The organism is Actinoplanes teichomyceticus ATCC 31121 (genome assembly GCF_003711105.1).
Taxonomy (GTDB): domain Bacteria; phylum Actinomycetota; class Actinomycetes; order Mycobacteriales; family Micromonosporaceae; genus Actinoplanes; species Actinoplanes teichomyceticus.
This window is the reverse complement of the sequence record NZ_CP023865.1, coordinates 6,885,844-6,899,530: the sequence shown is the minus strand read 5'-3', so window position 1 is coordinate 6,899,530 and position 13,687 is coordinate 6,885,844. Positions and strand designations below refer to the sequence as shown.

General features: G+C 72.7%; 11 protein-coding genes. All 11 read right to left on the bottom strand.

Annotated features, from left to right (window positions below; translation table 11 throughout):
• Positions 1–9: 9 nt before the first annotated feature.
• The 11 genes from ACTEI_RS30165 to ACTEI_RS30115 all read right to left on the bottom strand — a co-directional run bounded on the left by ACTEI_RS30165 (position 10) and on the right by ACTEI_RS30115 (position 13,599).
• The gene (locus ACTEI_RS30165; RefSeq protein WP_122980739.1) at positions 10–576 is read right to left on the bottom strand and encodes a GAF domain-containing protein; all 567 of its coding nucleotides are present in this window, start codon (positions 574–576) and stop codon (positions 10–12) included.
• Positions 577–660: 84 nt separating this feature from the next.
• Positions 661–1,569, bottom strand: coding sequence for a DNA-3-methyladenine glycosylase family protein (locus tag ACTEI_RS30160; RefSeq protein ID WP_122982500.1), 909 nt, complete (start codon positions 1,567–1,569; stop codon positions 661–663).
• A gap of 299 nt (positions 1,570–1,868) precedes the next feature.
• Positions 1,869–3,173: a Pecanex-like protein 1 gene (locus tag ACTEI_RS37920; RefSeq protein WP_122980738.1), complete on the bottom strand. Its 1,305-nt coding sequence runs from the start codon at positions 3,171–3,173 to the stop codon at positions 1,869–1,871.
• Between the two features lie 44 nt (positions 3,174–3,217).
• Positions 3,218–3,988, bottom strand: coding sequence for a DUF4142 domain-containing protein (locus tag ACTEI_RS30150; protein ID WP_122980737.1), 771 nt, complete (start codon positions 3,986–3,988; stop codon positions 3,218–3,220).
• A 35-nt stretch (positions 3,989–4,023) separates the two neighbouring features.
• The gene (locus ACTEI_RS30145) at positions 4,024–4,737 is read right to left on the bottom strand and encodes a COG4315 family predicted lipoprotein (RefSeq protein ID WP_122980736.1); all 714 of its coding nucleotides are present in this window, start codon (positions 4,735–4,737) and stop codon (positions 4,024–4,026) included.
• 200 nt (positions 4,738–4,937) lie between these two features.
• Positions 4,938–5,717: an anti-sigma factor family protein gene (locus tag ACTEI_RS30140; protein ID WP_122980735.1), complete on the bottom strand. Its 780-nt coding sequence runs from the start codon at positions 5,715–5,717 to the stop codon at positions 4,938–4,940.
• Positions 5,714–6,391 carry a sigma-70 family RNA polymerase sigma factor gene (locus ACTEI_RS30135; RefSeq protein WP_122980734.1) on the bottom strand — a complete coding sequence of 226 codons (678 nt, stop codon included), beginning with the start codon at positions 6,389–6,391 and terminating at the stop codon, positions 5,714–5,716. Before ACTEI_RS30135 ends, ACTEI_RS30140 begins: the two co-directional genes overlap by 4 nt.
• 830 nt (positions 6,392–7,221) lie before the next feature.
• The gene (locus ACTEI_RS30130; RefSeq protein ID WP_122980733.1) at positions 7,222–8,181 is read right to left on the bottom strand and encodes a hypothetical protein; all 960 of its coding nucleotides are present in this window, start codon (positions 8,179–8,181) and stop codon (positions 7,222–7,224) included.
• Positions 8,182–8,183: 2 nt separating this feature from the next.
• A complete protein-coding gene (locus ACTEI_RS30125; RefSeq protein ID WP_122980732.1) occupies positions 8,184–10,682 on the bottom strand; it encodes an AAA family ATPase in 2,499 nt (832 codons plus the stop codon).
• On the bottom strand, positions 10,679–11,830 hold the full coding sequence (locus ACTEI_RS30120) for an exonuclease SbcCD subunit D (RefSeq protein ID WP_122980731.1): 1,152 nt from the start codon (positions 11,828–11,830) through the stop codon (positions 10,679–10,681). The genes ACTEI_RS30125 and ACTEI_RS30120 overlap by 4 nt, the downstream gene beginning before the upstream one ends.
• A gap of 20 nt (positions 11,831–11,850) precedes the next feature.
• Positions 11,851–13,599 carry an ATP-binding protein gene (locus tag ACTEI_RS30115; RefSeq protein ID WP_122980730.1) on the bottom strand — a complete coding sequence of 583 codons (1,749 nt, stop codon included), beginning with the start codon at positions 13,597–13,599 and terminating at the stop codon, positions 11,851–11,853.
• Positions 13,600–13,687: the final 88 nt, after the last annotated feature.

The window sequence follows — 13,687 nt, the reverse complement described above, 5'->3', positions numbered from 1 at the left end:
CAACGGAGATCAGTTCACGGTTTCCCGCATCCGTTGTTCGGCGGCCGCGCTGCGAATCACCATGAGGCGCAGCTCCAGCTCGTCGGCGACCAGCGCGGCGAGGTGCTCCAGCGCGGTGAGCTGGCGCGCGGTCGCCTCGCGCGGCCGGTTGTCGATCACGTTGACGGTGCCCAGGCGGTACCCGTCGTGGGTGCGGATCGGCGCGGCGGCGTAGAAGCGCAACCCGAGCTCGCCCCGGACCAGCGGATGCTGCAGGGTGCGCGGGTCGACCGCGGCGTCGTTGATCACGTAGACGCCGTCCCGGGCGATCACCGAGGCGCACAGCCCGGGCTCCCTGCCGAGCTCGCGTACGCCGTCGAGCCCCTGGCAGGCCGCCAGCCAGACACGGTCGCGCTCGACCAGGGACACGGTCGCGATCGGAGTGTCGAAGATGGCGCCGGCCACGAAGGCGACCCGGTCGTACGCCTGCTCCACCGGTTGGTCCACCAGCCGGTAGCGGCGTACCGCGGCGAGCCGGGCCTGCTCGTGCGGATCCACGTTGTCGAGGTACTCGTAGGCGTTCGACTCCACTGTCATGGGGCGGAGCCTATTGCGGCCCCTGGTGTCCCGCGTCACACAAGGGGTCAGTCGACCGGGCCGTGGCGGCGTGGCCCGGCCGGCTCAGAACCTCGCGAAGGACCGCACCGGCATCCGGGGGCCGTAGCGCGGAGCCATCAGGCCGCCCATGGCGAGCAGGTCGCAGACCCGGCCGCGGTGTCCGCGGAACGGCTCCAGCAGGGCCAGCATCCGCTCGTCGGTGCCGCGCGGCTCGCCGGCCAGGGCGTACGCGACGGTGTTGGGAATGTGGAAATCGCCGACGCTGACCGCGTCCGGGTCGCCGAAGGCGGTCCGGACCACCTCGGCCGCGGTCCACGGCCCGATCCCGGGCAGCGCGGTCATCCGCCGGGTCGCCTCGGCCGCGTCGGCGCACCGCTCCAGGCGGTCGGCGACCAGCGCGGCACGCAGCAGGGCCTGGGCGCGGCGCTGCTCGACGCCGAGCGGATGGAACTCCCAGTAGGCGCAGGCCGCCACGGCGGCCGGGTCGGGCGGCAGCACCAGGCCGGCCGGTCCGGGCGCCGGCTCACCGAACCGCCGGCAGATCGCCCGGTACGACCGGTGCGCCTCGTTGCCGGTGACCTTCTGCTCCAGGATCGCCCGCAGCAGGCGGGGGAAGACCCGGCCGGTGGCCGGCATGCGCACCCCGGTGAACGTCCGGGCCAGCCGCGCGACCACGGGGTGCCGGCGGGCCAGGGCGGGGAACCCGGTGAGGTCGTCGCGCAGCCCGGCGATCGCGTCGGCGCGGTCGGCGACCCACGCCGCCCCCGGCCCGAAGCCGGTGGCCAGCAGTTCCCCGCCGGAGCGGGCCAGGCACAGGGCGGCGGCGCCCTCCGGGGTACGCACGGCGAGCCAGAACTCGTCGTCGCGGAACCGGCCGCAGGGGTCGTGCCCGGGCACCAGCAGCGGCCGCACCGAGGCGCCCAGCCGATACCGCTCGGGCGGCGTCAGGCGGCGTCTCACCTCGGAGGTCACCGGGAAACTGTGCCACGCCGGAGCGGCTTTGACGACCGGCCGCAGCCCGCGCCGCACAGGCCGATGGCCCTGACCCCGGTGCGGGGGCAGGGCCATCGGATGGTGATCGACCGGTTTCAGCGGCTCGATCACCGTAGGTGCGGAGCGGTTGCCCCGGGTGGAGGCCGGGCAGCCGCGGTTCACGTCCGGCAGGGGGAAGGACGGTCGGCGGGCCCGAAGGGGGGTCCCGGAGACGCACGGTGGGAACGTGCGGCTCCGGTTCGGGCCCGCCGAGCGGCTGTGCTCCGCGAGCAGCCGGGTCAGCGGACCCGGATGCGGACCACGTCGAAGGCCGGGGTCTGGTTGGCGCGTTCCATCATCGGGATGCGGTGCGAGCCGTCGCCGGCCCAGGAGGCGCACTGGGCGGTGCCGGACTGTGGCAGGCCGGGGACCTGGATGGTGACGGTGTCCGGGGTGGCGCCGCCGTTGCTGTCCTCGGTGGCGACGAAGAATGCCGGCACCGGCTCGGGGGCGGGTGCCTCGTTGGTGCTGGCCAGCATCCGGCAGGCGGTGTGGAAGTGGCCGCGGACCAGGCCGTTCTGCAGGACGCTGGACTCCACGTAGTAGCCGCCCTGGCCGGCCGCGAGGAACCGGTCGCGGATCAGGTTGCGGGTGCTGACCTGCAGCGTGAACGGCTGGTTGCGGTTGACCTGCCGGGGGGCCTGGGTGATCAGCAGTGACGGGTTGTTGGCCGCCGAGCCGACCTCGCCGAACTCGGTCGAGACGCAGCGGTCGCCCTTCTGGAAGCCGTCGTGCGCGGGCAGGTTGCTGCTCGCGCAGCTGTTCGTCAGGATGCCGAGGCCGGCGCCGGGCGGAGCGGTGCTGGGCGCGCCGCCCCCGTTGTTGTTGCCGCCGTTGTTCCCACCGCCGTTGTTGCCGCCGTCGCCGCCGCCGTTGTTGCCGTCGCCGCCGCCGTTGTTGCCGCCGTCGCCGCCGTTGTTCCCACCGCCGTTGTTGCCGCCGTCGCCGCCGCCGTTGTTGCCGCCGCCGCCGTTGTTGTTGCCGTCGCCGCCGCCGTTGTTGCCGCCGTCGCCGTTGTTGCCCCCGTTGTTCCCGCCGTTGTCGCCGTTCTGGTCCCCGGCCGGTTCGGTGGACGCCGCGGCGCTGGCCGGCGCGCTGCTGGCGGCCCCGCCGTTGTTCCCGCCGTTGTTACCCCCGTTGTTGTTGCCGCCGCCGTTGTTGCCGCCGTTGCCCCGGTCACGGCGGCGGAGGGTCTCCGCGTTCGACACGTTGTTCATCACCCATTCCCGGCACCGCGCCCGCACCTGCTCGGTGGTCGCCACGTCACCCGCGCCGTCGTCCGGGTGCTGGGTGACCGTGCCGTTGTTGGTGGTGTACGTGCCGCGCCGGGTCTGCGTGGACAGCCTGGTCTGACCGCCGGCCCGCAGGTTGTCGCAGGCGGCGAGCGCCGACTTGGTGTTGTCCTTGTTGGTGCTGGCGCTCGAGATCTGCGTGACCGTCACGATGCCGCCGAACGCCGCCAGGGTGGCCGCTACGGCGATGACGCGGCGACGCCCGCTGAACCACGGAGAGTTACTGGCGCGCCGGTACTTGGACCTTCGCATGGGTGACACCTTTCTTCGTCGCCGTCGGGGCGAGTTCTCTCGGGCTACCGCGCGCGGAAGATGCGCATGGTCGTGATCACACCGACCACCAGCGCGGCGGCCAGGACGAGCAGGATTACGGTGTTGCTGAGACCCGGCACCCCACCGCCACTGGCCGCGGCGGCGATCATCTGGTTGTCGATCGGGACCGGACCCTTCTGGCCGGCGGTCGGCGCGGCCGCGGTCGGCAACGCGGCGTAATCGACGATGCCGCTGCTCTCCAGCAGGGTCATGTGCGTCATGACGAACTGGTTCGCCTGCTGAGCCAGCTTCCGGACGGTGTCGTTGCGGGTCGTCGCCCGGATGGTCCCGATGGCCGGGAAGATCTTCCCGTGCGCGGCGCGGAGCCGGTCGATGAAGATCTGGTCGAACTGCGCGCCCTCGGCGTTCTCCATCTCGTTCAGCCAGCCCAGCTGGTCGCCGTTGGGCTGGTTGGGCAGCTCGATGCCGAGCTTCTTGGCCGCTGCCCGGTCCAGGTTGTCGAGCGCGACGTGCTGCTGCGCGATCGATCTGCCGATCTTGACGACGTTCGGGTCGTCCGACTTCTCCTGGGCCATGTTGCCGGCCGGGATCTCCCACAGACCCGCCAGCCGTACCTTGATCACGAAGTCTCGGTCAGCGGCGCTGACCGTGCCCTTGGCGGTGTCGGTGAGCCCCGTGTTCGGGGGCACCGGCACCGGCTCGTCGGCACGGGCGACACCGGCCGGCGTCAGCAGGAACGCCAACATCACGGCGGCGGCGCCCGTCAGCCAGCGGGGGATGCGGGCGGACTTCATCTTTCCTCCAACCTCTGAAAGCCGCGGGGAACGGCTCAGTAGCTGTAGTCGCTGCCGGAGTCACCGGCGTCGCTGGAATCACTGCCGGCGCTGTCCGCGGGCGGGGCGACCGGCTTCGAGATCTTCGGCAGGCAGGTGAGGTTCTTGGTGCCGGTCGGCGTGATCACGAACCACTTGCCGTTGACGTTCTGGCCCTTCCACTGGCCCGGCTTCTTGTCGCCGACGTAGCGGTAGAGCGGCCAGCCCTTGAGGGTCAGCTGCTTGGTGCCGTCGGCGCGGGTGACCGTGCCGACCAGGTCGGCGCTGACACCCTTGAGCGTCGGCTCGCCGTCGTTGGTCAGCGCCGGCGGCCACACCTTGGCGCAGTCGCCGTTGCAGTTGGACTTGGCCGGGTCGTCGCCGTCGTCGTCGAACCGGTACAGCACGAACCCGTCCTGGTCCTCGACCACCTTGCCCATCCGGGCCACCGACGTGCCGGTGAGCGACTTGGTCACCAGGTCGTCGCCGACCTCGGCGGCATCGGCGGGAGCCGCCGGTTCGGTGGCCTCGGCGGTCGGGTCGGCCTCGTTCGGGTCGACCGCGCCCTCGGTCGCCGAGGCGCCCGGGGTGGCGGCCACGTTGGCGGCGGCCGGCTCGGCGGCGTTGCCGTAGTCGGCCGCGTCGTATCCGGCCGGAGCGCAGCCGGGCAGTGCGACGACTGCCGCCAGCGCCGCGCTGACGACCATCAACTTGCGCTTCTCCGGAACCACGGGCCCCTCCAGCTGATCGATGCCGCTAGTCATTTCCGCGCAGTAGTACGGGGCCTGTGCGGTGGCGGTTGAACATTCGGCTCGATCAAATTGGGGAAATTTTGTTTGAACCCTCCGCGGGTCACGTACGTATCAGAAAGACTCGACCAGCGAAAAAGGGCCCAGCCGACGACGGCTGGGCCCTTATCGTGTTCGGTCCGTCACGGAATGCTGATGAGCGTCTCCCCGGTCCCGTTCGCGGTCAGCTCCTGCACCTGCACGTGGGCGATGTCCTCGCGCGCCGTCCCGGTGACCGCCTGCAGCATCAGCGGGGACGGGTTGGCGGCGGTGCCCCAGCCCTTCTCGCCGATCGTCCACGAGGCCACCCGCTCCGCGGTGCCGTCGGTGCGCACCAGGACCAGCCCGCAGGTCTTCGGGCCCTTGATGTTGGAGACCGCGAAGGAGATCTGGGTGCCCCAGTCCTTCTTCTCCAGGCCGACGGCCGCGCTGACGCCGGTGCGCGAGTCGGTGCGGTTGTAGTTGTCGCCGGGCAGCGGGGTGCCGCCGATGCCGACGCCGTCACTGTCCGGCAGCGGGTCGAGCTGGCTGCTGTCACGCTGGGCGACGACGCCGCCGTTGCCGGGGGTGTTGTCCGGGCCGAGCCAGCGGGCGCCGGCGAAGAGCGCGCCGATGGACAGCATCGCGAAGATCACCACCGCCGCGGCCAGCGAGTAGAGCCGGCGGCTGTTCGCCCGGCGCCGGTCGGTGCGCACCTCGCGGAGCATCTTGTTGAGGAGCACGCCGTCCTTCTCGGACTTCTCCGCGGCCAGCAGCGCCTCCGCGTCGACGTCGGCGAGCACGTCCGCCACCTGGACGAAGGACTCCAGCTCGTAGGCGCACTGCGGGCACTCGATGAGGTGGTCCTCGAAGCGCGCGGCGTCGCGGTCGTCCAGCACGCCCAGGGCGTACGACGCGACGTCGTAGTGGTCTTCCTGAGTCATTCCGTCACCCCCCGCTGCTGCAGAGCGGTACGCAGCGCACGCAGAGCGTAATACACCCGGGACTTGGCCGTGCCCAACGGAAGGTTGAGCACCTCGGCCGCCTCGGGCACCGTCCGGCCCCGGAAGTACGTCTCGATCAGGATCTCCCGGTGCGAGTGGCTCAACTGCCGGAGCGCGTCCGACACCGTCATGGACTGCAGCACGCGGTCGGTGTCGTCGGCGGTGCTCGGGAAGCTCTCCAGTTCCCGATCGTACGTCTCCGCCGGGCGCGCGTTGGCGCTGCGGTGCTCGTCGATCGCGATCCGGCGGGCGACCGTGACCAGCCACGGGCGCAGCGACTGCTGGCCCTGCGCGCCGAGCCGGTGCGCGTTGCGCCAGGCCCGCAGCAGGGTCTCCTGCACGATGTCCTCGGCCCGCTGCCGGTCGCCGCCGGTGAGCCGGAGCACGAACATCAGCAACGGCCCGGCGTGCTCCTCGTAGAGCAGCTTGACCAGGGTGTCCTCGTGGGTGGCGCTGGTGTTGGGCGCCTCGTGGCGCGCCGACTGGCGGGGGATCACCGAACCGTCATCCTGAGCACCACGGCCTCCGTCGAGAGCCTGCCACCTACTCCCGGAGTGTCGCGCCATCACACGCACCCTCTCCGGCGTGAGCCGATCCTCGGCCACCGCATGCATCGATACCTCCGCCCGGACCTTTCCCCGTCGCCTGAGATACGGCTGGGGCGCCCGGCCGGGATCAACGCCGGCGCGAGATTTTCCGGGACACTCGGTCTCAAGGGTCCTCCGCAGGTGGTGACGATCGTGACGGCGTGCCGGGCGGCGGATCACGGGGGATTGATCTACGCCGATTCGGACGCCAGGTAAGGCGGAATGATACTCAGTGACATCGGGCCCTAGACATGCCTCTGGAAATAATTTTCCCGCCGCGGCAGAGGGTCATCTCGCTGTGTGAACGCGCGATTTCGCTGGGTGTTCGCCGAGGAGTAATGTGTGGTGAAAGGCAGGGTGGGCGAACCGTTCGGGGGATGCCCGGATATCTCTCGTACCCTTTCGGGCGACACCCGGTCGGGAGCGCTCCCAATTTCTGATCGTCCTGCTCGGGCGTGCGTCGCCCCGGTGAGCGGATGTTTACCGGATCAACTCGGCGGGCCCCGGGCGGCGCCGTCACGAGGCCATTCCGGTGGTTCGGCGCACCGTGACCGAAAGCGCTTCGATCACTATCGCCCAGGTGCCCCGCCTGTTCCGATATGCGGGCACCCGTCCCGGCAAGTGGGACGCGGACGCGGTGCCGGGGCCGCGCTCCCGGCGCGGTTCAGCGCCGGCGGGTGGTGCCGCGGCGCCGCGTGCTTCCGGTCCGGGTCAGTGCGAGCAGGGTGGCGTCCGCGGCGCCGCGCGCTTGCGGTGCGGGTCGACGCGGGCGGGTGGTGCCGCGGCGCCGCGTGCTTCCGGTCCGGGTCAGTGCGAGCAGGGTGGCGTCCGCGGCGCCGCGCGTTTTCCGGCGCGGGTCAGCGCGATCGGGCGGTCGCCAGCGTCAGGGCCCGGTGCAGGACTCGGGCGTCGCCGAGCATTCCCCGCAGCCGCCGCTCCAGGCCCGCGATCGGCACGAGATTCTGCGGGGCCCGCGGATCCTTGTACGACGCCGACGCGAACCGTGGCAGCGTCGCGCTGGACAACCCGGCCAGCTCCACCGCCTGGTCGACACTGAGCTCCGGCGAGCACTCCACCCGGACGATGCCGGACCACGGCGCCCCGGTCGCCCCGGGCAGCCGCAGATACCACGACCAGCCGCCCCACACCGTGCCGAGATGGAAGACCGGGGTGCGCTGGCCCGGCCGCAACGCGGTGACCACGGTGGTGAGCGCGGCGGGAAGGTACTGCTTCTGCTGGGTCTTGACATAGCCGATCGTGCGCGGCAGCTGCCGCCGGTTGCGCAGCGGCCCGTCCACGATCAGCAGGTCGGCGCCATCCGAGCCGCCGTCCCGCGCCGCGCTGGAGATCTCGATCTCCAGCGCGGTCAGCGGCCCCTGCACGGCGGCCGGCAGCTTGCTCGCCTCGCCGCTGCCGTTGATCCGGTGGATCTCGTAGCGGACCGTGCCCGCCTGCAGATCGCCGGCCGTGGGGCTGGCGGTGAACAGGCCCCGGCCGACCCGGGCGCCGACCAGCTCGGCGACTCCGCGGGCCAGGTCGCAGCGGACCACCCCGGCCGCGTACGACGCCGCCAGCCCGGGATACGACGTGCCGTCCTCCTCGGCCGTCCACAATCCGGCGTCGTTGCGCCGCACGCCGTCGACCAGGAACACCACGTCCGGCGGGCGGGCGCCGACCGGCGCCCCGACCGGCGCCCACTCGGCGGCCGGCACCTCCACATCGGTGTCCACCTGCGCGCTGCTGGGCGAGGCCGGCCCCTCGCCGTCCCCGCCCTCGAACGACGACCCGTAAGACGGGTCCCACGCGTCGACGTACATCCTCACAGGCCGACCCTCTCGACGTGCGCGGTCCGCGCGTCCTTGTGCACCTCGAACCGGACCGGCACCCGCTCGGCCAGCGCGTGCACGTGGGTGACCAGCCCGACCATCCGGTCGCCGCGGGCGGCCAGGTTCTCCAGCGTCGCCGCGACCACGTCCAGCGTCGCCGCGTCCAGCGTGCCGAAGCCCTCGTCCAGCACGATCGACTCCAGGCTCGCCGCCGTGGTGCTCATCCCGGCGAGCTGCTCGGACAGGGCCAGGGCGAGGGCCAGCGACGCCTGGAACGTCTCGCCGCCGGAAAGCGTGCGCACCCCCCGGCGCAGCCCGGCGTCGTGATGGTCGATCACGAAGAACTCGCCCTTGTCGTGCATCAGCTCGTACTGCCCGCCGGTGAGCTCCCGCAGGATCCGGGACGCGCCGTCGACCAGCATGTCCAGCGCCTCCTCCAGCAGCCAGCGCTCGAAGTTGTTCGCCCGCAGGTGCCCGGCGAGCGCCTTCGCCACCCGGCTCTCCCGCTGCAGCAGCATCCGCTGCTCCTGCTGCTCGCGGGCCTGCGCGTGCCGCTCCGCCAGGCGCTGCCAGGCAGCCTCGGCGCGTTCCGCGGCGACCGCGGCGGCCCGGATCAGGGTGGCCTCGGCGTCGGCCGGCGAGGCGGCCGGGGCCTGCACCCCGGCCTCGGTGAACAGCGCCACGATCGCCGCGTGCGCGCCGGCCGTCGCCTCGTGCGCGGCGACCACGGCGGCCTCCGCCTCGTCCCGGGCCGCCGAGCGGGCGCCGTGCTCGGCGCCGGCCCACTCGACCAGGGCCCGCCACGCGCCGGCCAGGTCGTCCCGGTCGGCCGGTGGCGGCACGAAACGGGCCAGGCCGTCGCGTACCGAATCGAAGGTGCGCCACGCGGCACGCTGCTGCTCCTCGGCGGCCCGGACGCCGGCCTGCGCCGAGCGCAACCCGTCCCGGGCGGCGCGCACCGCGGTGGCCGCCTCCTCCAGCCGGCGCTGCAACCGGCCGAACTCGGCGAGCCGCTCCTCGATCGCCGCCACCCCGGGCAGCCCCTGCACGGCCTTGCGGACCTCGGCGAGCCGGGTCAGATGGTGTTCGTACTGCCCACGCTTGCGCTCCAGGTCGCTCTCCAGGTTGCGGGCCACCGCGTCGCGCTGCTGCCAGCGGGCGGCGGCCTGCTCGGCGGCCTCCCGGGCGGCGGCGCCGGCCGCCTCGGCCAGCCGCACCGCCGACTCGCGCGGCACCCGCGGCACCACGGTCACGGTCTGCTCGCACACCGGGCACCGGTGCCCGGCGACCAGGTGGCCGCGCAGCGCGGCGGCGCGGTCCAGCTGCTGTGCGTCGCGGTAGTCCTGCCGGGCCTGTTCGAGCAGCTGCTGGGCGCCGAGGTGCTCGGACTCGGCCAGATCGGCCGCGGCGCGGGCGTCGCGGCACTCCACCTCGGCGACCGACACCTTGCCGGCGAACCAGCCCTCCTGCTCGGTCAGCCGGGCCAGCTCGGTGTGCCGGTCCAGGGCCAGGCGCAGCGATCCGGGGTCGCCGGCCGCGACCAGCTCACCGCGGACCTTCTCCTCGGCCTCCTCGGCCTCGTGCACGGCCTGCGCCGCGCGCGCGGCGGCGTCGCGGGCCGCGGTGACCGCCCCGGTGGCCTCGGCCAGCCCCGGCGGGGTACGCACCGCCGCCAGCTGCCGCAGCTCCGCGTCCAGGGTGTCGCGGGCGCCGCGGGCGGTCTCCTCGGCCGCCCGGGCCGTCCGCAGTCCCGGCACCGCCGCCTCCACCGCGGCGGTCAGCCCGCGCATCCGCTCCAGGTGCGCGGCGGCGGCCTCGACCGCCTCGTCGGTGGCGTCCTCCAGCGCGGCCAGCGACTGGTCCACCACGGTCAGCTTGGCGTCCGCGGCCTTGCCCCGCTCGGCCGCCCGGACCTGCACCTTCTCGTACATCTGCAGGCCCAGCAGGTTCACCAGGATCTGCTGGCGGGTGGCCGGCTTGGCGTGCAGGAAGTCGGCGAACTGCCCCTGCGGCAGCACCACGCAGCTGGTGAACTGTTCGTACGGCAGGCCGACCGCGGTCTGCACCGCCTCGTCCATCTCGGCGGGGACACCGGCCAGCACCTCGCCGAGGTCGGCCAGGTCCATGCCGGTGTCCAGTTTCGTCACGTCGAAGCCGGGCGGCATCAGCTGCAGCCCGGCGCCGGACGTCTTGACGTTGCCGCGGCCGTCGCGGCGGACCACCCGGGTCGCGACGTAGCGGTCGCCGGCCGACTCGAAGACCAGCCGGACCCGGGCCTCGGCCGCGGACGGGGCGAGCGCGTTGCCGATGCCCCGGGCGCCGCCCCAGCGCGGCACCTGGCCGTAGAGGACGAAGCAGATGGCGTCCAGCACCGTCGACTTGCCCGAGCCGGTCGGCCCGACCAGGGCGAAGTAGTCGGCGTCGGTGAAGTCCACGGTGGTCTGGTCGCGGAACACCGTGAACCCGGACATGTCCAGCCTGATGGGCCTCATTGGTTGCTGCTCACCTCGTCGTACAGCTCGTCGAAGAGCTCGCGGACGCCGTCCTCGGCGTTGCCGCGACTGTCCAGGTAGTCGCCGAAGAGCTCGCGCGGGGAGCGACCGGCGCGTTGCGCCGACCGGGCGCCCGCGCGATCGGGCAGCATGTCCGGGTCGATGCGGACCTCCAGGGCGTTCGGCAGCAGCTCCTGCACGTCCTCGCGCAGGCCGGGGCGGGGCGCCTCGCGGACCAGGACACGCAGCCAGGCGTCCGGAAGGTTCACCGTGGCGAGCTGCTCCAGGGTGCCCCGGACGGTACGCAGGGTCAGCGCCGAGGTCACCGGCACGTCGCGCACCTGGGCGGCCCGGTCGGTGGAGACGTCGACGACCGCCACCGAGCAGACGTTCTCCTCCTCGCCGAAGTCGACGGCGAGCGGGCTCCCGCTGTACCGGGTCGGGCAGGGGGCGATCACCCGCTGCGCGCGGTGCAGGTGACCGAGGGCGACGTAGTGCGCGTTCGGCGGGAAGACCGTGGCCGGCACCGCGTAACCCATGATGGTGTGCGCCTCCCGCTCACCGCCGCCGGTGCTCGCCCCGACCATGGTCAGGTGGGCGGTGACCAGGTTCACCACGCCGGGCTCGGCGAACGGCTCGCTGAGCTTGGCGATCAGCCGGGCCATCAGATCGGCGTACGTCTGGTTCGCCTCGGCCTCGGTCAGCTCGTACATCTCGGCGGCGCGGACCGCGTACCGCTGGGAGAGGAACGGCAGCGCGACCAGCCGCCAGCGCTCGCCGGCCGCGGTGGTCCCCTCGATCAGCAGGTCGCCGAGGTTCTCCCGGACCGAGCCGCGCAGCTCGATGCCGGCCGCGTCGGCCCACGGCCGCAGCGCGTCCAGCGCCTGGCCGTTGTCGTGGTTGCCGCCGATCGCGACGACCCGGGCGCCGGTCTTGCGCAGCGCGGACAGCGCCCGGGTCACCAGGCGGGTGGACTCGGCCGTCGGCGCGGCGGTGTCGTACAGATCACCGGCGACGATGACCAGGTCGGGCCGCTCCGCCTGGGCGATCTCGATCACCTGGGCGAGCACCCGGGTGTGCTCCTCGAAGCGGTTCCGGCCCTTGAGAACCTTTCCGACGTGCCAGTCGGAGGTGTGCAGGATGCGCATCGCTGAACCCTAGTCCCGGCCTAGAAGGGGATGTCGTCGTCGGCGCCGCCGGCCCGGCCGCCGATCACGGCGAACGGGTCGGCGCCCTGCACGATCGACCGGAGCGTCTCGGCGGGCGGGGGACCGGACTCGGACTTGCGGGTCGCCCAGGCCGGGAACGGGAACTCCACACAGAGCGGGACCGGGATGTCCGGCTGGTTGACGAACATCGTGCCGGGGCGGGCCAGCAGGGCACGCTGGCGCATGGCGGGCGGCAGGAAACCGTACTCCGGGCGGGAGGCCTCGGCCGGGTCGAGCCGGCCGACCACCCGGATCGCCGAGTTGGTGACGATCCGGCGCTCGACCTCGCTGGCGGTCTGCTGCGCGCCGATCAGGATCACGCCCAGCGAGCGGCCCCGCTCGGCGATGTCCAGCAGCACCTCCTTGATCGGGGACGAGCCCTCGCGCGGGGCGTACTTGTTCAGCTCGTCGAGGACCACGAACAGCAGCGGGCGCCCGGTGCCGGACTTCTCCTTCTCCTCGAACTCGCTCTTGAGCGTCACGCCGACCACGAACCGCTGCGCGCGGTCCGGCAGGTTGTGCAGATCGACCACGGTGACCTGGGCGCTGTCCGCGGTCTTGATCCGGTGCGGGCGGCGCTGGGCCAGGTCGCCGCGGATCAGCCGGGACAGGTCGCGCTTGCTGCCGATCAGGCGGCGGGCGAAGGCGTTGACCGTGCCCATGTTGACCGCGCTGCCCGCCCAGGTCGACCGGGTCTCGTCGTCGGTGAGCTGGTCGACGATGTGATCGACGAGATCCGCGTACGACCCGATGCGGCGACCGTCGATGCTGATCCCGCCCTCGGCCGGGACGGCGTGCCGGTGCAGGTGGGCGGTGACCGAGTGGACCACCATCGTGTACTGCTGGCGCTCGTCGTCGGCGTCGGCGAACACGTAGGGCAGGAGTTTCGCCGAGCAGAACTCGTCCAGCGTCCAGTAGAACGCGTCGACCCCGGTCAGCCGGCTGCTCACGTCGGGCGCGCCGGACGAGTCGCCGGCCCGCGGCGGGGCGTAGACGCGCACGTCGGCGAAGGGCGCGGCGGGCAGGTCCAGCAGCTTGTAGTACGCCCGGGTGTCGTCGTCGAGCTTGGTGTTCGGATGGTCCAGGAAGAGCAGGTCCTCGCCCTTGACGTTGAAGATCAGCGCACGGGCGTTGGCCCCGTCGGCCCCCAGCTGCCCGGACCGGAACACCGAGTAGAGCAGGAACGTCGCGAAGCTGGTCTTGGTGGCCACCCCGGAGATGCCGGAGATCGAGACGTGCGCGCCGCGGGTGCCGTCCAGGAAGTCGGCGTTCAGGAAGACCGGGACGCCGTCGCGGCCGGTGCCCATCGGGACCCGCCGCTCCATCCGGTCGAAGTGCAGGGCGGCGTCGCGGGCCTCGCCGGAGGCCCGGTGCACGATCGCGCCGGGGGCGGGCGGGACGTACAGCTCCGGGTCGACCCGGGTGGTGGTGATCTCCGCCGCCTCCTGGACCATGGCCGGCAGCGTGCCGTCGGCGATGGCGAACACGTCCGAGTCGAACTGGGCGCCCTCGTGGCGGGCCCGGACCTGGGTGACCACCCCGGCGATCGTCACCGGCTCCCGGTCCGGCAGGTCGCGCCGGGTCACCACGACGTCGTCGAGCTGCAGGTAGCTGCCCGGGGAGACAGCCGTCCAGAACTGCAGCGGGGTGGCATCGGCGGTACCGAGCACCCGGCCGACGGGGGAAGTTTCGTCAGACACGCCGATCATGGTGCCTCAGGGGTACGACACATTGCCCGTCGGGCGGCCACCCTTTCGTGTTTTCCACAACTTCTGGGGCTCATCCACAGAGTTATGC

Excerpts from the sequence above, each read along its gene's own strand:
- ACTEI_RS30115 (WP_122980730.1), bottom strand. The coding sequence starts at position 13,599 with ATGATCGGCGTGTCTGACGAAACTTCCCCCGTCGGCCGGGTGCTCGGT.
- ACTEI_RS30130 (WP_122980733.1), bottom strand. The coding sequence starts at position 8,181 with ATGTACGTCGACGCGTGGGACCCGTCTTACGGGTCGTCGTTCGAGGGC.
- ACTEI_RS30120 (WP_122980731.1), bottom strand. The coding sequence starts at position 11,830 with ATGCGCATCCTGCACACCTCCGACTGGCACGTCGGAAAGGTTCTCAAG.
- ACTEI_RS30150 (WP_122980737.1), bottom strand. The coding sequence starts at position 3,988 with ATGAAGTCCGCCCGCATCCCCCGCTGGCTGACGGGCGCCGCCGCCGTG.
- ACTEI_RS30135 (WP_122980734.1), bottom strand. The coding sequence starts at position 6,391 with ATGCATGCGGTGGCCGAGGATCGGCTCACGCCGGAGAGGGTGCGTGTG.
- ACTEI_RS37920 (WP_122980738.1), bottom strand. The coding sequence starts at position 3,173 with ATGCGAAGGTCCAAGTACCGGCGCGCCAGTAACTCTCCGTGGTTCAGC.
- ACTEI_RS30140 (WP_122980735.1), bottom strand. The coding sequence starts at position 5,717 with ATGACTCAGGAAGACCACTACGACGTCGCGTCGTACGCCCTGGGCGTG.
- ACTEI_RS30165 (WP_122980739.1), bottom strand. The coding sequence starts at position 576 with ATGACAGTGGAGTCGAACGCCTACGAGTACCTCGACAACGTGGATCCG.
- ACTEI_RS30125 (WP_122980732.1), bottom strand. The coding sequence starts at position 10,682 with ATGAGGCCCATCAGGCTGGACATGTCCGGGTTCACGGTGTTCCGCGAC.